This window comes from Pantoea sp. Nvir (assembly GCF_009829915.1).
In the GTDB taxonomy this organism is placed as follows: Bacteria; Pseudomonadota; Gammaproteobacteria; order Enterobacterales; family Enterobacteriaceae; genus Pantoea.
In genome coordinates, this window is record NZ_SZZW01000003.1 from 100819 (window position 1) to 123454 (window position 22636).

Annotated in this window: 11 protein-coding genes and 1 pseudogene; 5 read left to right on the top strand and 7 right to left on the bottom strand. The window is 40.5% G+C overall.

Annotation, left to right across the window (positions count from 1 at the left end; translation table 11 throughout):
* Positions 1–792: 792 nt before the first annotated feature.
* From FD729_RS03245 to prfC, 3 genes are all read right to left on the bottom strand, one after another.
* A complete protein-coding gene (locus tag FD729_RS03245) occupies positions 793–948 on the bottom strand; it encodes a DUF1328 domain-containing protein (protein WP_159931850.1) in 156 nt (51 codons plus the stop codon).
* A 103-nt stretch (positions 949–1051) separates the two neighbouring features.
* Positions 1052–1672, bottom strand: a complete 621-nt coding sequence (osmY, locus tag FD729_RS03250; protein ID WP_159931851.1) for a molecular chaperone OsmY — start codon at positions 1670–1672, stop codon at positions 1052–1054.
* A 265-nt stretch (positions 1673–1937) separates the two neighbouring features.
* Complete coding sequence (gene prfC / locus FD729_RS03255) at positions 1938–3521, bottom strand: peptide chain release factor 3 (RefSeq protein WP_159931852.1); 1584 nt, start codon at positions 3519–3521, stop codon at positions 1938–1940.
* Positions 3522–4163: 642 nt separating this feature from the next.
* Between prfC and metC the strand changes: the two genes are divergently transcribed.
* Together metC and FD729_RS03265 are read left to right on the top strand one after the other, a co-directional pair.
* A complete protein-coding gene (gene metC / locus FD729_RS03260) occupies positions 4164–5360 on the top strand; it encodes a cystathionine beta-lyase (protein ID WP_159931853.1) in 1197 nt (398 codons plus the stop codon).
* Between the two features lie 101 nt (positions 5361–5461).
* A complete protein-coding gene (locus FD729_RS03265; RefSeq protein WP_159931854.1) occupies positions 5462–6112 on the top strand; it encodes a DedA family protein in 651 nt (216 codons plus the stop codon).
* Between the two features lie 1374 nt (positions 6113–7486).
* Here FD729_RS03265 and FD729_RS03270 read toward each other — a convergent pair.
* From FD729_RS03270 to parE, 3 genes are all read right to left on the bottom strand, one after another.
* Positions 7487–8224: a 1-acylglycerol-3-phosphate O-acyltransferase gene (locus FD729_RS03270; RefSeq protein WP_159931855.1), complete on the bottom strand. Its 738-nt coding sequence runs from the start codon at positions 8222–8224 to the stop codon at positions 7487–7489.
* Between the two features lie 61 nt (positions 8225–8285).
* Positions 8286–10550, bottom strand: coding sequence for a DNA topoisomerase IV subunit A (parC, locus tag FD729_RS03275; protein ID WP_159931856.1), 2265 nt, complete (start codon positions 10548–10550; stop codon positions 8286–8288).
* An 830-nt stretch (positions 10551–11380) separates the two neighbouring features.
* Positions 11381–13276 carry a DNA topoisomerase IV subunit B gene (parE, locus tag FD729_RS03280; RefSeq protein ID WP_159931857.1) on the bottom strand — a complete coding sequence of 632 codons (1896 nt, stop codon included), beginning with the start codon at positions 13274–13276 and terminating at the stop codon, positions 11381–11383.
* A gap of 1255 nt (positions 13277–14531) precedes the next feature.
* On the opposite strand from parE, the gene cysQ reads away from it, so the two are divergent.
* Positions 14532–15272 (top strand): 3'(2'),5'-bisphosphate nucleotidase CysQ, encoded by a 741-nt coding sequence (gene cysQ / locus FD729_RS03285; RefSeq protein WP_159931858.1) that lies wholly within the window; start codon positions 14532–14534, stop codon positions 15270–15272.
* A gap of 249 nt (positions 15273–15521) precedes the next feature.
* Here the strand turns inward: cysQ and FD729_RS03290 are convergent.
* Positions 15522–16566 (bottom strand): annotated as a pseudogene (locus FD729_RS03290) (CNNM domain-containing protein); the annotation flags it as partial.
* A gap of 406 nt (positions 16567–16972) precedes the next feature.
* On the opposite strand from FD729_RS03290, the gene FD729_RS03295 reads away from it, so the two are divergent.
* A complete protein-coding gene (locus FD729_RS03295) occupies positions 16973–18724 on the top strand; it encodes an autotransporter assembly complex family protein (RefSeq protein WP_159931889.1) in 1752 nt (583 codons plus the stop codon).
* Positions 18721–22491 (top strand): translocation/assembly module TamB domain-containing protein, encoded by a 3771-nt coding sequence (locus FD729_RS03300; protein WP_159931859.1) that lies wholly within the window; start codon positions 18721–18723, stop codon positions 22489–22491. Before FD729_RS03295 ends, FD729_RS03300 begins: the two co-directional genes overlap by 4 nt.
* Positions 22492–22636: the final 145 nt, after the last annotated feature.

A 22636-nucleotide genomic window follows, 5' to 3' on the forward strand; every position in this document is an offset into this window, starting at 1 on the left:
ATCAACAACGAAAACACAGCGTTAATTATTTCTATATGGTTAATATAATTCTATACGGTAAGTTACAAGAAGGACTGAGCCCTACAAACAGAAAAAGTTCAGGACGTAAAAACTATAATAATATTTTTAATATCAGTCATTTTTTTAACCATAATGATCTAGTTTAAAACTATTGTTTAATGTTAATTAAAATAACTCAATCTGAGATTATTTTTATTTAATTATTTCGTGTTTGTTGAAACAGAAGAGAGCATGCGGCTTATGCCTTCAAAAGGGGATGAAGTGTAGTACATGACGAATATATACGTGATGAAGTCACATCATCCTCGCCTGTTATTGAATTTAGAATCATACAGGACTAACATCTTGTTGTAAGAGTTATAAATAAACGGCTATCCAATTCCAATGTATATCTAGTTATGTATTAAGGATTAGCTAGCACTCATGTTGTACTCCAGAGCAGAGCGTGCACTACTATCTATTCCCCGAAATAAATTTCTCTAAATGAATAAATTTATTTAATATGCACGTTTGTATCGCTACTCCAATAGTTACTAGAGATTTGGTACTATTATAACTACCAACGGCCAATTAATGACGATAAAAAGATTAATGAGATACAGAATGAAAACAGAACTTGCAGGCTAAATCCTGCCTGCTGGCCTGCCTGCTGGTCATTCCATCATCAACATAGGGATGGTGTGATATGACTTCTCATACGGTCTACTAAGTGGTGCCTAGGGATTTAGGCGCTTGGTTATACTCTGGATGCCGATATGCTCATAATCAAATTTATTTGCGGCCGCTAAACAAACTTATGAGGAACATAATAATACCGACGACAAAAACAACCTTAGCTGACCATGCTGCTGTACCGGCGAGGCCACTAAATCCTAAAGCCGCTGCGATCAATGCAATTACCAAAAAAATAATTCCCCAACGAAACATAAGTATCTCCTTACTATAACTATAGTGAAATCTAACTCCTTATTTCTTAGCAATTTAGTTTTTTATGTCAATCAGGTATAATGTGGCCTGCCAAGTCGTAACATTAAGACCGTATGGTTAAATTATTCTCTACGCTTTTAACGCCTTCAATCTCTTTTGCGATACTTTCAGCATGATCCGATTGAGTTTTGGTCGCAACTGTACCTGAAAGTTTCACAATGCCGTTGATAGTTTTAACCGTAATGTTATGGGACGTAATGATATTGTCAGCTAAAAACTGAGCTTTAATTTCCCTAGTTATTACTGTATCCCCACGGGGATATCTTTTCAAACTTTGTAAATTACTTTCTTTAACGTGCAATTTATCGCTGACGGATTGCACGCCTTCTATTTTTTGCACAACTGCGATCACTTTTTTAATTTGATCCTTCGAAGTAACAAAACCACTGAGAGTTACTACGCCATTATTCGTATTTACGGAAATATTTGTGCTATTTATTTTTTTGGCATACAACAGAGCTGCTTTAACTTTTGCAGTGACTACACTATCATCCATAAAACCGTCTATTTTTTTCATTGAACCATTAATTTTTTTACCAAAGTTGTTAGCGCTTTGACGGGCTTGCTGTGACAACGAGTCTACGGCCAAAGCTTTATTATTTAACAGTGTGCTGCTAACCACCACTACAGTCATTAATGTTCCAATAATCTTAGTCTTATTCATCAATCTCTTCCTCCTTTTAGTCAGCTTACCCACCAGCGTGCATACGAAGAAAATAACAGCAGAAAATGGCACGCCTGTGTAAGTTAGGATGTAGGGGAAAACTACTCCTTTTTGCAAACCGACAAAATAATAATAGTCAGTGTTACGTATTTTGCTTGAATAACTAGTTGATGGCTTCCTAGTTAAGTAAAAATAAAATGTTAAAAATCTAAACAGACAAAAAGAGGGCTATTTCAGGATAGATAACTTTATTAGAAGGACAAGTTTAATGTTCACGAGTTTTACGAAAAATTATCTGAGGATAGCGCTCCTGGATTATATTTAAATGCATCATCATCGGTGCAATGTAGGTCAAATTATTACTGCTGTCTAATGCTAGGTTAGCTTCATTTTTACGCCGGAATTCGTCAAACTTCTTAGTATCGTTGCACTCAACCCATCGCGCTGTAGATACATTTATTGTTTCATAAATTGCCTCAATATTGTATTCGCTTGCCAAACGTGCTACTACAACGTCAAACTGTAACTCCCCCACTGCACCTACAATTAGGTCGTTGTTTTTGAGTGGGCGAAACACCTGTACTGCTCCTTCTTCCGACAGTTGTAATAATCCTTTCAATAACTGTTTCTGCTTAAGTGGATCACACAAGCGAATACGGCGGAACATCTCTGGAGCAAAGTTTGGGATGCCAGTGAACTTCATATTTTCACCTTGTGTAAAGGTATCGCCGATCTGAATAGTTCCGTGGTTGTATAGACCAATTATATCGCCTGGCCAGGCCTTTTCCACGTACGAGCGGTCACCAGCCATAAAGGTTAATGCATCGGAGATTACTATTTTTTTGCCAGTTCGTACCTGATGCAGTTTCATACCTTTTTCATATTTACCTGAAACAATGCGCACAAAAGCAACACGGTCCCTGTGTTTTGGGTCCATGTTAGCTTGAATTTTGAACACAAAGCCACTGAACTTCTCTTCCTGTGCAGTTACTGTACGTACATCGGTAGCACGCGGCATCGGTGCAGGTGCCCAAAAGACTAGACCATCGAGCATATGATCGATGCCAAAGTTACCTAGCGCAGTCCCAAAAAATACTGGTGTAATTTTGCCTTTTAAAAATAATTCTTTATTGAATTCGTGCGAAGCGCCTTTAACCAACTCTAGTTCATCGCGCAGTTGTACTGCTAGCTCTTCGCTGACTATAGTATCTAACTTAGGGTTATTTAGTCCCTTGACAGTGCGCACTTTCTGAATTGTATGGCCCTGTCCGGAACGATAGAGATAGATTTCGTCGTTATAAAGATGATAGACGCCTTTAAGCATTTTTCCACAACCGATAGGCCAAGTAATAGGAGCACAGGAGATCTTCAGTTCACTCTCTACTTCATCTAGCAAATCTATAGGATCCCGAATATCCCGATCGAGCTTATTCATAAAGGTCAACAGAGGCGTATCCCGTAGACGTGTAACTTCCATCAACTTCCGAGTCCGAGCCTCAACGCCTTTTGCCGCATCAATTACCATCAGACAGCAGTCTACCGCCGTCAAAGTACGGTAGGTATCTTCTGAGAAATCCTCGTGACCTGGAGTATCGAGCAGGTTAATTAACACTTCTCGATAGGGGAACTGCATGACAGAGGTAGTTATCGAGACACCGCGCTTCTTTTCCATTTCCATCCAGTCGGATTTAGCGTATTGGTTAGAGCCGCGACCTTTTACCGTACCGGCAGTGTGAATTGCTTGTCCGAATAATAGCAATTTTTCAGTTATGGTAGTTTTACCAGCATCGGGGTGCGAAATAATTGCAAAGGTGCGGCGACGCACCACCTCTTGCAAAAAATTAGACATAGGTGAAATTCTTCTCATTGAAGCAATAATCCTCATAAAGAGGACTCTGCAAAGTAATTATATTTCTGAAAATCTGGCTGGTAAAAACACCAAGCATAACGTAATTTCACCAAAAATAGTGGTCGAGAATGCATATTCTACATTAGCGATGACTACGCTCGTCTAGCTTTTGTGAAAGCTGAAATAGCATAACTACTTGCATACGCCGGTGGAAACCTCTAAGAAAATTTGTTTGTTATGTGCACATTTTGAATAACGAAATGTACACATAATAATAGATATCGATCAGGAGGTTTATAGAGATGCATGTAAGAAGTTAAAGCCCTTCAGTTAATAAATTACACCTTATAGCTACGCGATAACAGATAGCAAGATACAATCTTGCTTTGTTTATTAGTTAATATAGAATATATTATAAATTATATATTTTTATATAAAAATTAAATTAATTAATAAAAATTAACCTATCGTTTTATTTTTTCATTACATCTTTGCGCCTTTACCACAAACTGCATGTCGCGCGTAGCTATCTCAGGCCCGCCTACCACAAAGCGAACTTTTTATCTCAGTGTTTTGAGTAAAACCTCATCGTCATTTATGGTAATGTAAAAACCTGGAAGCAAGCGGTAGGTCAGGATATTTATGAAAACAAAAAAAATAGACACCACATTAGTCAATGCGGGACGCAGTAACCGGTATACTCATGGCGCCGTCAACAGCGTTATTCAACGTGCTTCTTCCCTAATTTTTAATACTCTCATCGATAAAAAAAAAGCTACATTAGGGCGTACAAAAGGTGAACTTTTTTATGGTCGTCGCGGTACTCTGACCCACTTCTCACTACAGGAAGCAATGAGTGAACTGGAAGGTGGGGCAGGTTGTGTTCTCTATCCCTGCGGTGTTGCGGCAATAGCTAATGCTATTCTTTCTTTCATCAAAGCAGGCGATCATGTGCTAATGTGCAACGCAGCCTATGGGCCGACCCAGGATTTCTGTACCAAAATATTAGGCAAATTTGGCGTTACAATCACTTTCTACGATCACACTATTAGTAGCGAAATTGGTACGCTAGTGCGTCCGGAAACCCGTGTGGTATTTTTGGAGTCTCCAGCCTCTATTACCATGGAAGTGCAAGATATTCCTGCAATCGTTACGGCAGTACGCGAAAAAGCACCTGAAGTAGTAATCATAATGGATAATACTTGGGCAGCAGGTATTTTATTTAATGCGCTATCGTACGACATAGATATTTCAATTCAAGCGGGTACTAAATATCTTATTGGCCACAGCGACGTAATGATCGGAACGGCTGTGGCAAACACTCGCTGCTGGGATCAACTTCGTGAGAACTCTTATATGATGGGTCAGACGATAGATGCTGATAGTGCTTACATGGCTAGTCGTGGTCTGCGCACCCTCGCCATACGCCTACGCCAACACGAAGCGAGCGCGCTCCATGTAGCTGAGTGGCTAACAACACGTCCGGAAGTAGCACGCGTCAACCATCCGGCTCTGCCGCAAAGCAAAGGACATACCTTCTGGAAACGTGATTTCAGCGGCAGTAGTGGCCTTTTTTCTTTTATTTTACATGAAAAACTGAGCGCCAAAAAAATGGCGTTGTATCTCGATTACTTCCAATATTTTAGCATTGCCTACTCATGGGGCGGTTATGAATCGCTGATTCTGGCGACTCAACCAGAAGAAATGGTAGGGAGTCGTCCATCAGGCAGAATGATAGATTTTAAGGGAACTTTAGTACGTCTACATATTGGTTTAGAACACGTTGAGGACCTAATTGCTGATTTAACAGCAGGTTTTGAACGCATTACGCAGGAATAATTTAAATATGCACTTAACAGTAGAATGGGTGACCGACCGCCGCTCAAATTTTGAGAGCGGATTAAAGCTAATAAATTCCTTGTACTTATATAGGATCGTAGATGAGTGTTTTACATAAGATGGTTTGCGCTCTCTGGAATCAGGATTTTACCGCATTGGCAGATCCAAATTTAGTTTGGGTAGTCTATAGCGCGATGTTTCTAACTCTATTTCTAGAAAACGGATTACTTCCTGCTGCATTTTTACCGGGAGACAGTTTGCTTCTACTGGCGGGCGCTATGATCTCTAAAGGTGTGATGGATTTCATCCCGACTATGATTATCCTCACTACTGCTGCCAGCCTTGGATGCTGGCTAAGCTATCTTCAGGGACGTTGGCTTGGTAATACAAATCTGGTAAAAAGCTGGTTGATAAATCTACCGGCTCAATATCATCAACGCGCGTGGCAACTCTTTAGGCGTCATGGCCTAGTAGCATTGTTGGTAGGACGTTTTCTCGCATTCGTTCGCACTATTCTGCCTACTATAGCGGGTATTTCTGGACTACAAAACAACCGGTTTCAATTGCTGAACTGGCTTAGTGCGCTACTTTGGGTAGTGATTTTGGTGGTATTGGGCTACGGCATCAATCAGGTACCCTTTATCAAACGCCATGAAGATCAGATGATGACTATTCTGATGTTACTGCCTATTATTTTACTATTAATAGGTTTATTAGGTAGTATTACAGTGATCTGGAAAAAACGGAGGTAGAAGCGAGCCTAGTAAAACGATGTATGAATATAAGTTTTTTAGAGATCATTCATCTAACATGCATGCGATTAATTATATTCCCTCAACGGAATGATAGTTTCAGTCCGTCTTCATAACCGTAAACTGATATAACCGCAAGATAGTTCTATAAATCCTGAAATAACAAATTTTGCGGATTATATTACAGTTGCGTGAAGCGTTAAGACTCCGATATCTACTTCTGCCCCAATGTATAACGTTGAGTTATATAAATAATGATTTCAATATTATGTATAACGTATAAATAATCTAGCTGTTACCTGCTGAGACATTCACTAGTACTGGTATAGAGGCGCGCTGAATAGATACAGAAAATTTTTTTATGTCTAAGAATCCCTATTCGTTATCATAGTTATTTTTAATTAATAGTTCATGAAATCTAGCAATATCACCTGTCAGGAACATACAAGATATTTATCCTCCAGCTTAACTTTTTTTACTCTATGGCAGTAACACGGTTAGCATTAAGCTAACGTTTACCACTTAACAAAGTGGTTTATCCTTTTACTTACTACTTATTTTATTTGAAATTATGATTAATTTGCTGGTTTTAGAAGAATATGCTTCATACACTAAACATATTCTTCTAAAACATAAAAGTAAAGAAGGAAATAAGTAGACTAAGATAATGAAAATTCACTACCAAAAGAGAAATAAAATAAGCAAAACGTTCCAAAATCAGTGGTGGGAATAGGTACCAACAACTGAAAAAAGATCCTGTTTGTTACTTAATCTTCATCCCCCTTGTAACTTTTAAAAAGTGTATTTAAGTATACCTTACCTGTACTTTACCGAATAAGACGAAGCTCTTCAAAACTCTTATAGCCTTAGCACTTCATCCGTACTTACGAGATCTAATCTACTAGCACCTACATCTGAAATTTATTGATTAACAGATGGCGAATCCATCCACATGCGCACATAGCTTAAACCAGTCAACATTTTTATCCGACATCGTTTATATTTTTATATCGATGCCTCGCCGTCTTAAAACTTGTCAATTAGGACCTCCGTACAATTAATCAAAATACAGCAAGAAGGGCTATGTGACTACAATCAAAGACAGCATCAATACCCTGATAACTGGCTGGATATAATTAAATAATAGTAAGAGGATAGTTATCAGTTAGCAAAAATATTTAATAGGGGGTATTGAGCAAGCATATTCTTGATACCGGTATTGCATCCTGTTCATAGATAAAAAATTATTCAGGCGATTATTTTATAGATTTTGCTTTGTAAGTCACTTTTATAAAAAAGATTTTATCGAAGAAAAAAATCTGTTAAAGCCATGTGCATGCGTCATCGAATTAATAGCATCTAGGAAAAGTTCAATTAAAGTTTGCTGCTCTTTTCTCGTATTTCAACTTCTATATTAAGTATGTTTAATTTCTCCATCATCAAAGTACGGCAGTGAGTCATCAGATTGCGTATTGACTGCATAGTATATTTACTAGTGTCAACCGGAGGAAGCATTTCGACAATCACAAGACCATTTTTCAAGCGGTTGAGGTTGATTTTGCCATGTGTATTAGAAACTACTACAGGGATGACAGGCACTCCTGCCGCCACGGCAGCGTGGAAAGCACCTGGTTTAAAAGGTAGAATACCTCTACCACGGCTACGAGTCCCTTCTGGGAACATCCAAAACGCAATATCTCTTTTTTTAAACTGGTCAATGAGCTGACTGATAGTACTATAAGCTTTCGTTCCGTTATTGCGATCTATGAGTAAATTGCCGGTCAACCAATAAAGTAGACCGAAAAAAGGGATCCAGAGTATACTTTTTTTTCCGACTGTCACTGTCCTCGCTTGAACGATATTTGCTACTGTGATCATATCGTAGTTGTTCTGGTGATTAGCTATATAGATAGCGTTGCCGTATTTATCTGCATTTTTTGGCTTACGCAGCTCTACCTTAATGCCGAATACCCAAGAGAGACGCCCAAACAAATGACCAAAAGTTGCAACGTGTCGCGGATCACGAGGTGAAAAAAGACACCAGATGCTACCAAAAACACAAATTACAATAGAGTAGACAACAACAAAAATAGCACGAAACATCAATATCATATATTTCTCATTATAGCTCGATAGAAAAGATTAGATGCGCCTTGTTTCTGGGAATTTACCTCTATTGGTAATAGCACGAGCTTGGAGTGTCCAGTTTTACTTTTTTGATGCATTGTAGACCGTGCGGCAACAATTTCCCGCAGTGTCCACGGGCAGCACGGAATTTTTGCAAGTCTTCGTTGTTCAATACTAGCTTGCGCTTGCCAGCATAGAGCGTAATTATACTGTGCTGCGGTAAAATCATCAGCCACAATAGTTTATCACTACCGTCCACCAAAGATGCCGCTGGAATAGAAATAATTTTTTTACCCTTACCTTTTGACATCTGCGGTAGCTCGTCTACTGGGAAGATCAACATACGTCCTGCCTTAGTGATCGCCAGCAGCATGTCATTTTCATGATGTATTGCCAATAAAGGCATTACACGCGCTTTATCTGGTAGCGTCAGCAACGTTTTACCAAAGCGGTTGCGAGACAATAAATTAGCAAAGATGCAAATAAAGCCATAACCGGCGTCAGAGGCAATGAGCAATTTATTATCTCTCGCCGCCATCAATACTTGTTCCACCACTGTGCCAGGCAGCAAAGACAATTTGCCGCTCAGCGGCTCACCATATCCTCGCACTGGTGGCAGAGAGTTAGGATTCAGTGTATAACTACGACCTATAGAGTCGATAAAAACGACCGGCTGATTACTCTCGCCACGTGCCGCTACTAAATAACTGTCGCCCTCCTTATAGCTCAGTACTGTCGGATCGACATCGTGCCCCTTAGCACTACGTACCCAACCCATCTTTGATAGCACGATGGTGACCGACTCTGAGGTCACCAGCTCATTTTCGCTCAGCGCTTTAACTTCTTCGTGTTCGTTTAGAGGTGAACGGCGATCGTCACCATAGGTAAAAGCAGCAGCCTGTAGTTCTTTTTTTAACAGCATATTTATCTTGCGTTCGGAGGAGAGAGTTGCCTGAATCCTATCGCGTTCTTTTCCTAGATTAATTTGCTCGCCGCGGATCTTTATATCTTCTAATTTTGCCAAGTTACGTAGTTTTAGTTCTAAAATCGCTTCCACTTGGGTTTCATCGATCCTGAAACGTGAGATTAGCACCGACTTTGGTTGATCTTCACTACGAATGATATGGATTACCTCATTAATGTTAAGAATAGCAACCAGCAAGCCTTCAAGAATGTAGAGACGGAGCAGCACGCACTCAAGGCGATGATTAAGCCGACGTTTCACAGTATCTCTGCGAAATACCAGCCACTCTGATAGGATTTCATGTAAATTTTTTACGGCCGGACGGTTGTCTAGGCCGATCATGTTTAGATTAACACGATAGCTTTTCTCTAGATCGGTGGTAGCGAATAAATAGTACATTAACTTATTAACATCTGAGAACTTATCGCGTAGCACAATCACTAGACGTATAGAATTTTTATGATCAGACTCGTCGCGGAGATCTGCCACCATAGGCAGCTTTTTATTGTGCATCTGAGCAGCGATCTGCTCCAGCACTCGTGCACCGGAAACCTGATAAGGTAGTGCGGTAATCACTGCTTGGTCGTTCTCTTTCTTCCAGACAGCACGCTGTCGAATAGAGCCACGTCCATTTTGATAAATTTTGTGGATTTCATTACGCGAAGTGATGATTTCTGCTTCAGTCGGGAAATCCGGTCCCCGTACTATATCCAGTAACACATCAAGAGTAGTATTTGATTTATCGATCAAGGCAATAAGTGCTTGTGTTACCTCACGTAGGTTGTGAGGAGGAATATCGGTTGCCATGCCAACTGCAATGCCAGTAGTACTATTTAGCAGAATATTAGGAAGCTGTGCTGGTAGTATCTTTGGCTCCTGAAGCGTACCGTCAAAGTTAGGCACAAAATCCGCTGTGCCCTGACCCAACTCACTGAGTAATATTTCAGAATATTTAGAAAGGCGTGATTCGGTATAACGCATTGCTGCGAATGATTTCGGATTATCTGAGGCTCCCCAGTTTCCCTGTCCGTCCACCAGTGGATAACGGTATGAGAAAGGCTGCGCCATTAATACCATTGCTTCATAGCAGGCTATGTCACCGTGCGGATGATATTTCCCTAATACATCGCCCACGGTTCGCGCAGATTTTTTAAATTTTGCAGTAGCGTTAAGGCCAAGTTCCGACATAGCGTACACAATCCGGCGTTGCACTGGCTTGAGCCCATCGCCGATATAAGGTAACGCGCGGTCCATAATGACATACATGGAATAATTTAGGTACGCATTTTCTGTAAATTTGTGCAGGGCAATACGCTCTTCTGCACTATCCTGCAGTAATTCACTCATTAAACTCTCATCCTTACTTTGTGGCACATAATGGTGGAATAGGGGGCGGTTTATTAAAAATCGTATTGTAAAAAATCTAAAATAATATAGTAAACATGAAAAAGCTGGTAAAAAATTACAGAACAACATTATACTCTACTGCAAACATTACTTGTGAAGAAGCAAATTAGAAATACATATAACGCTGCTATCAGATTCGCATTGCGATAAATCAGGTAATAAAAAAATACACGGACGATCGATTTCTTAGGTCATTGTAATCATCTCTATTTTCACAAGTTATTAATGAGAAAGTTATGTGTGAAAATCTGTCATTTGCGCTATACCATTGTCCAGCTAGCATAAGTTAGCGTATGATTACTCCGCTTATAACGAACGATAGGTCGGCTAAATGGGCAATATTCCATCTTCATGTTGTGCACAGGACCTCAAAAATATATAGTCCGCCGTACTTCTTTGGAGTAGTACGCGGTGACCAACAAACAAAACAGGCACACTAGGCTATTCTCAATTAGTATGAGAGAATTAGTTCTCACAGGTAGAAAAAGCGACCTGTCTTTGATGAAAGTGGAAGTACTGTATGGTACACAGTACGAAAAAACACTTTAAGGCTTTCTGCCAGTCTGTTTAGAACACGAGGTCAAGCTTGTATTAGTTTGATTTCTTAGACAGCTCAGCAAATGCAATATCGAACCATAGCGCTGTAGTCGAAATGAGCATACACAAATCTCTAAAGTAATGTTTCTTATTATTATCTACTCATCCTGTACGGATAATATGCTAATCAGCGCTCTAGCCCTAAATAATGCGTGTATGTAGTGTGGTAATCATTACACTTCAATGTTGGCCATATCGCCTTTTTCCTGCAGCCAGTGACGGCGATCTGAAGATCTCTTTTTAGCCAAAAGCATATCCATTACGCGAAGTGTCTTCTCAATATCCTCTTCTCCTACCGTTAACTGCACTAGACGACGTGTATTTGGGTCAAGCGTAGTTTCTCGTAACTGTAGCGGGTTCATTTCGCCTAAACCTTTAAAACGCTGTACATGCGGCTTGCCTTTCTTGCGCTTGAGCTGATATAGAACTTTTTCTTTTTCACTCTCATCAAGCGCGTAATGAACCTCTTTACCGAGATCGATACGGTAAAGCGGTGGCATTGCCACATAGACGTGGCCGCCTTTAACTAAAGGTCTAAAGTGCTTCATAAAGAGCGCACACAGTAGTGTAGCGATATGCAAACCGTCTGAGTCTGCATCGGCGAGTATGCAGATCTTGCCATAACGTAGATGGCTAAGGTCTTTACTAGTAGGATCAATGCCGATTGCCACAGATATATCATGTACTTCCTGTGACGCTAGTACTTCATCGGAAGAAATTTCCCAAGTATTGAGAATTTTGCCCTTTAGAGGCATGATTGCCTGATATTCTCGGGTCCGTGCTTGTTTAACAGATCCCCCTGCCGAATCTCCTTCTACGAGAAATAGCTCAGTTTTATTTAGATCCTGAGCAGTGCAGTCTGCCAGTTTACCTGGCAACGCCGGACCGCTAGTGAGCTTTTTACGCACTACTTTTTTCGCAGCGCGCACACGTTGCTGCGCACTATTAATTACTAACTCTGCTAGCTGTTCCGCTAATTGAATATTCTGGTTAAGCCAGAAACTAAATGACTTTTTTACTACCGTTGAGACTAAGGCAGTGCACTGGCGCGATGAGAGGCGCTCTTTGGTCTGGCCAGCAAACTGTGGATCTTGCATTTTCACTGAAAGCACATAAGAGCAGCGACTCCAGATATCTTCCGTCGCCAGCTTTACACCTCGCGGTAGGATATTACGGTATTCACAAAACTCGCGCATGGCATCAAGTAGCCCCTGGCGCAGACCGTTGACGTGCGTACCACCCTGCATGGTTGGAATCAAGTTAACGTAGCTTTCGGTCACTAGCTCTCCACCTTCGGGTAGCCATAGCAGAACCCAGTCAATCGCTTCAATCTTGCTGGAAAAGCTGCCGACAAAAGGTTTTTTCGGCAGTGTCAATCGACCATTTACCGCTTCGCACAAGTATTCAGATAGTCCATTTTTATAACACCAGTACCGTTCAGTATTGTTGATTTTGTCCTTAAAAAGGATCTTGACACCAGGACAAAGCACTGCTTTAGCTTTTAGCAAATGGGTTAAACGATGAACGGAAAAGAGCGGATTATCAAAAAAACTTTCATTAGGCCAGAACTGCACCCGCGTGCCAGTATTACGTTTAGCCACCGTGCCAGTTTTAGTCATTTTCTGTATCTTTTTCCCATTCTCGAATAAGAGATCATATACTTCCCCATTGCGGCGTACTGTGACTTCAAGGCGTTTCGATAGCGCGTTTACCACAGAAATGCCGACGCCGTGCAGGCCACCAGAAAACTGGTAATTTCTGTTGGAAAATTTACCACCAGTATGTAGACGACAAAGAATCAATTCGACCGCAGGCAGACCTTCTCCCGGATGGATATCTACAGGGATACCGCGTCCGTCGTCAATTACTTCCAAGGACTGATCTGCATGCAGAATGACCTCAACATGTTTCGCATAGCCCGCTAGTACTTCATCGATGCTATTATCAATAACTTCTTGACCCATATGATTAGGAAGTGTTGTATCAGTATACATACCAGGACGACGGCGAATTGGTTCAAGGCCAGTCAGAATCTCAATAGCATCTGCGTTATAGCTTGATTGATTCATAATAAATTTCTAATCAGACATGTAAAATTTTGTGGAATTTACGAAAGTAAATAGTAATTAATACATAAAAATTAATAATTTTGTAACATATCGCTCGAATCTAATAACCCCATAATTACCAATCTCTTCCACTGCTTTTCAACACACGCTGTAGTCATGTATTTCTTTGCTACTCGGTTGCTGAAGCTAATAGAGCTAATAAGGCGCTTTTAGCAGATAGGAGATTAACTTCTATAAATTTTATATCATAAATAAATATGCTAATACTTTAGCATATATTACTTTCAAATTCGGGTATTCTGGATTAACACGAAGTATCAGTTAGCAGTTTAACGGTATGTACCCACTGAATTAACGGATATAGAAGGCAGAGTAAAACTTTAAGAAAGTTAAGTGGCAAAATATATGTATTGTAATACATCACTTTAATTAAGATATGTAAAGATAAGGCTATACTGAAGTTGACTTCCAAAAATAGCTTTGTATCTAATGTTTTAACATCTTCTACTAGTCACTGGAGAAATTCTTTTATACTCTTACTCTGCAGAGTAACTTTGTGTTACACTGTTATGTAGAATGGCACGAAGCTGATAAGGCCACTTTTTAGTATATATTGCATAGTTAAAATCATCAGTACCTAGATTGGCAATATTATAGAACCTGTTAAGCGCCTTATTAGTAAGGCGGACTTCTTTCTACTTGTAAGCTTTTTCTCGTTATAATGGTTGCCGAATGCACTGCTATGTATAATCTTGTTTCAGTATCGGTACTGTTTTACCATTCCTTCCGCTCAGGAATGGATTAAATACGTTGGTGGGTACTAATCTAAATTTATCATTCGTGTATATTTGTAGTAATTAAAGTTCATCATATTGCTGTGCAGATTAATTATGTCTTCAGTAAGATATACATAAAAAATCTAAGACGATGGTAGCAACAGGTGCTATAAGATGATTAAAAGTTGCATCGTTAAAATCGTAAAATAAGATGTGCTTAACCATTTATACTTTTACTACAAAACGATAATATTCAAAAATTAATATAAAAAATATTATTTGATAGATTTAATTTTTCTCGTTTTGCAACCGCCGAAACCAAATTAATATAAGTGTATATTATGTATATAAAATATTTATTTTATTAAATATTTTTATATAAGCGTACAGGGTCTGGGGGAAAAATAGCAGTAACTGCTAAATTTTATTTATGTGGTATAAAACATATTAATGTGGCTGTTACTGATAAGGAGGTAAAAATGTTAGAAAAAATCTGTCAGTTAGCACGTGAGGCTGGTAACGCGATTATGCTTATGTATAAAAAAGAATCTATGTTAGACATTTCTCGTAAAACTGACAACTCTCCGGTGACTATAGCAGACATTGCCGCACACAATATAATTCTGCAAGGTTTGAGGAAATTAATACCAGAAGTACCAGTGCTGTCGGAGGAGGATCCTCCCACGTGGAGCGAGCGTCAGCAGTGGCAGAGCTACTGGTTGGTTGATCCACTTGATGGTACTAAAGAGTTTATCAAGGGCAATGACGAGTTTACCATCAATATCGTGCTAATTAATCAAGGCAACCCGGTATTGGGTGTAGTATATGCACCTGCGTTGGATGTGCTTTATTCCGCTACAGAGAGCAAAGCCTGGAAAGAAAAAGATGGTCATAAAGTACGGATTCATGCATGTAATGCGCGGCCACCACTGGTCGTAGTCAGCCGTTCACACGCCGATGATGAACTTAAACAGTATCTTAAACAGCTTGGCGAGCATCAAACTATTGCCATTGGCTCGTCGCTAAAATTTTGCTTAGTGGCAGAAGGAAAAGCTCAACTTTACCCTCGTTTTGGTCAGACTAATATCTGGGATACCGGTGCAGGACATGCCGTTGCTATTGCAGCTGGTGCATACGTCCGCGACTGGCAAGGTAAACCACTTGATTATGCACCACGTGAATCCTTTCTTAATCCCGGGTTTCGCGTTTCACTGTTTTGACAGCATTAGATAATAGTTTGTCCTAATAAAACTAAGCTGATTGGCTGTGTTACCTAGTCCTAAGTCATGTGGTACTTTGATTCAATTTGTCCGCCCTTTTTACCAGTACACGGTTCTCTGCTTTTCTACTTTAGTTTTTGTAGGTTTTACTATATTGGCACAGCTGACTACTGATCGTTGATTATTGTAACCAGTAGTTGATATATAAGATCACTGTCGATATCGTTTACTTCAAAAGTATAGCCAGCAAATTACTTCAAAAGTATAGCCAGCAAATTTGACGAAATCGCTACGCTTCAGGATTTTCTGCAAAATATACATCATAAACCCACCAATGTTTTCATAATTGCCAGATTACGAAAATTCTTCGCTATCTAACACACATATGACGTCATTAATCGACGTGCCGGCCTCTATTCACCAAGAGTTCTCATCTCGTGCCATCATTTGCTCTTCTAACCCTTGACCATTAGATTATCCATTAAAGTATTCATAACATCATTTAATGTGATAATTCCTCATACTAACGCACATTCTCATGGTCACTGCACCAAGTCTTCGCTTGCAGTTTTAAAGCTTTCTAGAGGTTCTGAGAGGGTCAACGTATCCAGCAAGATCGGCGGAATGGGGATTTGTAAACCGCTGTGCAGCGCTATCTCTGATTGTTGAGTAAGCGCAGCAGCAGTTTGCATTTTCAAGATGTTTTCTTGTTCCCGTAGCTCAAACTAGATGACGTTTCCTCGCGAAATCATGGAAGAGGGCACAATATGCTATTTAACATCGAAAACGTTCTTAATCAGTTCGTACTCTTGTTCACGCAATACACCAGCTAGTGCTCCAGTTTCCACCACCGCGTAAATATCGTCAGAAATAATTTGATCTTTGCGCACCATAGTAACTTAAAAGTGTGAAACAAGACGTTTGCTAACCGGTTAAATAACCAGACTGCAGGGTTCTATACTAGTAGGTAGAAGAGTATAGGTTTGATAATGTGTAGCGCAATTACCTCAGATGCGATCATGACGACAGGTTTGAATATCAGATCATCAAATAAAATAAATACATTAGTAACGGCAGAAAAGGAACAAACAAAGCTAAGCTGCTCGGCAAGAACTGGTACGTCGATTAATTCGCTAAAAAGCTACTAAAGGTAGAAGAGAAAGCTGCGTCTCCGATTATACCGCCGAGAATGGCGACCTTATTTAGTCCAAGCACCACGGTGAAGAAAGTACCGTGGCGTTTCTTCCATCTTCAGTAAATACTGAGAAGTTGATATCGCCTTCTTTTCTAAAAGATTATCAATTTATTATTTTTGGCTTTAAAAGCTTACAAAAGCACGTACTGCTTATATTCATTTTTCTGTCTATGTTATACAGGCCAAAAATATTTATGCCACATCTGGGGCAGAATTGTACATTAAGCTGTGCTTGAGCCGATTTGAATATAAAGATAGTGCCTGAGACATTCTCTGTAACGTGTTTTTCTGCATAGTCCAGTTCGATACAATTGGACATATCTACTGTACAACAAGTGCATCGGTCAGATTATTTATTAAATGGGGTATTATTTATCTTAAATGATGTTTGTTCCTAAGCCATAGTCTGCTTTCTACGGCTATCATGTTAAAAGTACCGTGTTATATTCTCATCCAGATATATATAACTCCCTATAAAATAGGGATAGGCATGATAGGAGTGCGCGTGCCAAGAATTCACATCTTTTTGATAGCCTGTTTACTGATTACTTTACCGGTCGTAGAAGCAGCGAGAATACCCCTTCAGGTAGAAGGCTTACCGGGAGATCTTAACAAAAATTTGTGTGAACGTCTCTCCACTATTGCTACAAATATTGCTACAAATAAAGTGTACAACGATAGTTGGTTTCGTACACGCGTCTCAGAGGCGATACAGCAAGAGTTAAAGACACTCGGTTATTATGATCCCAATATCACTTTTGAATTGCGTTCTACTGAGTTGCAGGACGGAAGAACAGTGCTAATCGCACATGTGAAACTGGGTGAACCGGTAAAAATAGTAGGTAGCAGTATTTTGCTTAAAGGCGATGCTTTGTACGATCCTGACTATCACGATTGGGTAAAAAAGGGCACGCCGATAGTAGGGCGCCAGCTTATCCACGCCGAGTATAACAAATTTAAAAGCGGCTTTACTAAACTTGCGCTACGTAATGGCTACTTCGACGGTAATTTTAAAAAAAGCCAGCTTGGTGTTTCAATCGAGCGGCACGAAGCTTTTTGGGATATCGACTACGATAGTGGCCAGCGTTACCGTTTCGGAGAAGTCAACTTTTCTGGATTGCATATCCGTAAGGAATATCTGGAGAAACTCGTGCCTTTTAAAAAAGGCGAATACTACAGTGCGAAAAATTTAGCCGAGTTGAATCGTAGGCTCTCTGCTACCGGATGGTTTAACTCCGTAGTGATCACACCAGAATTTAAGATAGGGCAAAAAACTAAAATCTTGCCACTAAACACGATGGTATCACCTCGTACTAAAAATACTGTAGAAACTGGTGTTGGTTACTCCACCGGTGTTGGCCCACGCCTTAAAATAATTTGGAAAAAGCCTTGGGTAAACGATATGGGGCATAGCTTAGTGGCTAGCACCTACCTCTCCACACCAGAGCAGCAGCTCGATCTTAGATATAGAATACCGTTATTAAAAAATCCGCTGGAACAGTATTACCTTTTCTCTGGAGGCCTGAAGCGCACTGATCTAAATGATACTCATTCCGATACTACTATGTTTGGTGTGTCACGTTACTGGGAAAATAGTAGTGGCTGGCAGAATGGGATCAACCTACGCTGGAGCTGTGACTATTTTACCCAGGGTAGTGTTACCAACAACTCCATGCTGCTTTATCCAGGCATCCTTCTTAACCGTACACGTTCACGCGGGGGATTGATGCCAACATGGGGTGATTCACAGCACTATTGGTTATATGTCTCTGACACTACTTGGGGATCAAATATTGATTTCCTTATTTTCCAGGCACAGCACGTTTGGATCCGCACGGTAGCAGAAAAACACCGTTTCGTGTTACGCGGTAATTTCGGCTGGATTGGCACCAACGATTTCGAGAAAGTTCCTTCTGATCTCCGTTTCTTTGCAGGGGGAGATCGTAGCATTCGCGGCTATAAATACAAAAATATATCACCGCATGATGAAAACGGCAAGCTAACTGGAGCTTCAAAACTGTTTATCGGATCTTTAGAGTATCAACAAAATATATTTGATAAATGGTGGGGAGCAGTATTTATCGATTCAGGCATAGCAGTTAACGACATCAAGCAGAGCAATTTTAAAACCGGTGCTGGTTTTGGTTTACGCTGGGTATCGCCGGTCGGGCCGATAAAACTGGATATTTCTAGCCCAATTGGCAATGGCAAGAATTATAGTTTGCAAGTTTATATCGGACTGGGGCCTGAGCTATGAAGCTGTGGAAAAAAGTTCTAATTAGCCTTTTAGTTTTTCTACTGCTACTTTGTGGAGTGGTATTTTTTATTAGCACTACACCAGGTCTGCACCTTATCCTGAATGGAGCGGTAAGCTGGGTACCAGGCTTATCAATTAAGCAGGTAGAAGGCGGCTGGCGTAATCTGACTATAAGTGGTCTTCACTATGAAATACCTGGTGTTAGCGTCGATGTTAACACTTTTTATTTGGCTGTCAATCTAAATTGCCTGATACATTCGTCATTCTGTATTAGCGATAGTATGCTGAAAGACGTAAAAGTGGTGGTCAACAGCAAAAAGATCACAACTGCTCAGGAAATCTCTTTACCTGAACAGGAGAGTAGTAAAGGTACTTTTCATACCTCTTATCCGATTATCCTCAGCCACCTCGCCCTACATAACATTAATGTAAAAATTGATGAGACCACTATCTCGTTACTCGATTTGACCACTGGACTGCAGTGGCAGAATCGAGTATTGACGTTTAATGCCACTCATACCCATAGCCTACTCGTCGCGCTTCCAAAAGTAGTAAATAAAGGGGTAATGCAACCAAAGGTGCAATATCCACGAGACGATGAAAAATCTCTGGGAGAAACCCTGCAGGCAATTTTTTCTAAACCTCTGCTGCCGGATCTACACGATTTTAATTTACCGCTTGATATTGATATGCAAGAAATGGTTGGCGAACAGCTATGCCTAACTGGTGATATTAACATTGCGGTGAATCGCTTTTTGCTCAAAGCGAAGAACGTTGATCATAAACTGCAGCTGCAGACCTTAGATATCGATTCTAACCTTGGAAAACTTCATGCTAGTGGTGAGGTAACGCTTGCAGATAACTGGCCAGTCAATTTAACAATTAACAGTATGTCTAATGTTTTTCCGATGAAAGGCGAAAAAATAATACTGGATCTGAGTGGTGCCATATGTAACGAATTAAGGGTAGGGTTAGACTTTACTGGTCCGGTAAACGTGCATCTCAAAGCCGCCACTCAGTTATCGGTTACTGGTTTACCTCTTTCACTGCAGCTTACTAGCCGGCAATTGCGTTGGCCATTTCATGGTGCGCTGCAATATCATGCAGATAATTTCAACTACCAATTTAAAGGTAAAGCCACACACTATGTAATGTCATTACATACGGCAGTCAAAGGCAACAGAGTTTTACCTGCAATTATCGCTCTAGATGGCGAAGGTAACGTTAAGCACTTCAATATCAACAAGTTGCACATTAGTATGTTGCAGGGCAATGTTGATCTTATAGCTCTAGTGGATTGGAGTAAAACAATCAGCTGGCGCAGCATACTGATGCTCTCCGGTATTAATACCGCACGGCAATGTCCTAACTGGCCAGTGCAGTTGGATGGTAAAATGACCACATATGGCAGCTTCTACGGTGGTAGCATCTGGCAGATCAATGTACCACAGCTGCAGCTTAAGGGTAAAATTAAACAAAACATTTTGAATGTTGAAGGTGCGTTGAAGGGTAACGGTTATAAACAATGGGATATTCCCGGTATTAAAATTAATTTTGGATTCAATGAACTGAATGTAAAAGGCACACTAGGAAACCGCCTTAATTTGGATGCAAATATCGACGCTACCCATCTGAATAATACTTTGCCTGGTCTGGGAGGCATGGCAAAAGGCATCATCAAATTACGTGGCACACCTCAAGATCTCCAGTTGCGGGCATATCTTCATGCCACTAACCTTCGTTGGCAGCAGATAAGAATGCGTAGTATTGAATTAAGTGGTGACATACATTCCAGCGACCAGCTTGTAGGGAAGGTCCAACTATGTGTTAAGCACTTTAAGCAAGATACGCTTCATATCAAGATGATGCAGTTAACCGCCGGAGGTAACGAAAAAGCGCATCAACTAAAATTTATGGTATATGGCGAGCCTATTTCTGGTCAGCTTGTGGTTGACGGTAGCTTCGAGCGCCATAATCAACGTTGGAGAGGTATGCTTAACAACACGCACATCGCTACTCCAGTTGGGAAATGGCGTCTAATACATACGCTAGCTATTGATTATCTCAATGCAAAGCAGACCGTAACTATTACCCCGCACTGCTGGGAAAACTCCAATGCACAATTCTGCGTGCATAATCAAGTAGAAGTCGGGCCAAGAGGCGGACATCTGTACGTCAAGTTTCACCATTTCGACTTGGCGATGCTTAAGCCATTTCTTCCTATTCAAAAAACCCAGATTACTGGTATGTTTAGCGGTGAATCGATTATCAATTGGACATCGACTGGTACGATGCCGACCGGTAATATTTTGCTTAAAGGAAGTGGTGTTAAGGTAAGGCAGGCTATACAGGGCAATACAAAGTCCATCTACTTTAATAATTTAAATTTCAATGTGGGTTTGCGCGATGGCCAGACGAATTTTGACTGGCTTATTCGCATCTCTAAGAACGGCCAGTGCGACGGTAGCGTACAGATCAAAGATCCGCAAAATCGCCGTGTGTTGGGCGGTAATATTAATATCCGTAATATCTCTTTGGCAATGCTGAATCAAGGACTAATGCAAGGCGCACATATCGAGGGTAAACTTAACGGCAACCTTTATTTAGGAGGTAGTGTTAAACATCCACAAATTTTTGGCAAACTTGCTTTGCAAGGAGTCGATGTTCACAGTAACTTCATGTTGATCGATTTAACCAGTGCTAATCTGAACATGGTGTTCAACGGAATGAGCTCAACGGTCAAAGGTTTAGTTCAAACCGCGCAGGGAAATATTAATCTTAACGGTAATGTAAACTGGAGCAAATTTGACAAGTGGCACGCGTATATTACCGCACAGGGAAGCCGTGTACGTATCATCGCACCACCGATGGTACATATAGATGTCTCACCGAGACTAGTGTTCAAGGCGACGCCAAAGACATTTAATCTAGATGGTACAATTGATGTTCCTTGGGCACGTATTACTGTACATGACTTGCCGAAGAACTCTGTGGGTGTTTCGTCAGATGAAGTGTTGCTAGATACAAACTTCCAGCCCCTCCGACCAAAAACTGCTTCGATTCCGATTAATAGCAACTTATTGATCCATATTGGAAATGATGTACGACTTTCTGCCTTTGGATTGAGAGCAAAACTTAACGGTGATTTAAAAATAGTACAGGATAAGACCGGGTTCGGCTTAAACGGACAGATTAACATTCCGTCGGGCCGCTTTCGTGCATACGGTCAAGATCTGATTGTACGCAAAGGGGAACTACAGTTCTCTGGGTTACCGGATCAGCCCTATATCAATATAGAAGCTATTCGTAATCCAGAAACCACTGAAAATAATGTAAATGCTGGCCTGCGTATTACCGGCTTAGCTGATGAACCGCAGGCAGAAGTGTTCTCTGAACCGGCGATGCCACAGCAGGAAGCTTTTTCTTATTTGCTACGTGGACAAGGACTTAGCAGCGATAGCGACAACAGTGTGTTAACATCATCTTTGATCGCGCTGGGTATTGCACAAAGTGGACATGTTATAGGTAAAATTGGAGAAATGTTTGGTGTCAGTAATCTTGTAGTCGACACTACCGGCGTGGGTGATAATCAACAAGTGCAGGTCAGCGGCTATATATTTCAGGGTTTACAATTAAAATATAGTATTGGCATTTTTGATTCATTGGCAACTTTAACTTTGCGTTATCGCTTAATGCCTAAACTCTATTTGGAGTTTTCATCTAGTGTCAATCAAGTGCTGGATTTGCTCTATCAGTTTGAATTCTAAAAAGTAAATAATTACTTAGGGCAGGTCACAATGGAGGAGAGAAATAGCCTACTTTATAGGGGATTGTCGATAGCTAGGGAAAGATGTCAGTTGAAGGGGTGGGGTATATAAACTATATATACAGCCTGGGTAATGGCCCAGGCCC

Excerpts from the sequence above, each read along its gene's own strand:
- FD729_RS03245 (WP_159931850.1), bottom strand. The coding sequence starts at position 948 with ATGTTTCGTTGGGGAATTATTTTTTTGGTAATTGCATTGATCGCAGCG.
- osmY (WP_159931851.1), bottom strand. The coding sequence starts at position 1,672 with ATGAATAAGACTAAGATTATTGGAACATTAATGACTGTAGTGGTGGTT.
- prfC (WP_159931852.1), bottom strand. The coding sequence starts at position 3,521 with ATGTCTAATTTTTTGCAAGAGGTGGTGCGTCGCCGCACCTTTGCAATT.
- metC (WP_159931853.1), top strand. The coding sequence starts at position 4,164 with ATGAAAACAAAAAAAATAGACACCACATTAGTCAATGCGGGACGCAGT.
- FD729_RS03265 (WP_159931854.1), top strand. The coding sequence starts at position 5,462 with ATGAGTGTTTTACATAAGATGGTTTGCGCTCTCTGGAATCAGGATTTT.
- FD729_RS03270 (WP_159931855.1), bottom strand. The coding sequence starts at position 8,224 with ATGATATTGATGTTTCGTGCTATTTTTGTTGTTGTCTACTCTATTGTA.
- parC (WP_159931856.1), bottom strand. The coding sequence starts at position 10,550 with ATGAGTGAATTACTGCAGGATAGTGCAGAAGAGCGTATTGCCCTGCAC.
- parE (WP_159931857.1), bottom strand. The coding sequence starts at position 13,276 with ATGAATCAATCAAGCTATAACGCAGATGCTATTGAGATTCTGACTGGC.
- cysQ (WP_159931858.1), top strand. The coding sequence starts at position 14,532 with ATGTTAGAAAAAATCTGTCAGTTAGCACGTGAGGCTGGTAACGCGATT.
- FD729_RS03300 (WP_159931859.1), top strand. The coding sequence starts at position 18,721 with ATGAAGCTGTGGAAAAAAGTTCTAATTAGCCTTTTAGTTTTTCTACTG.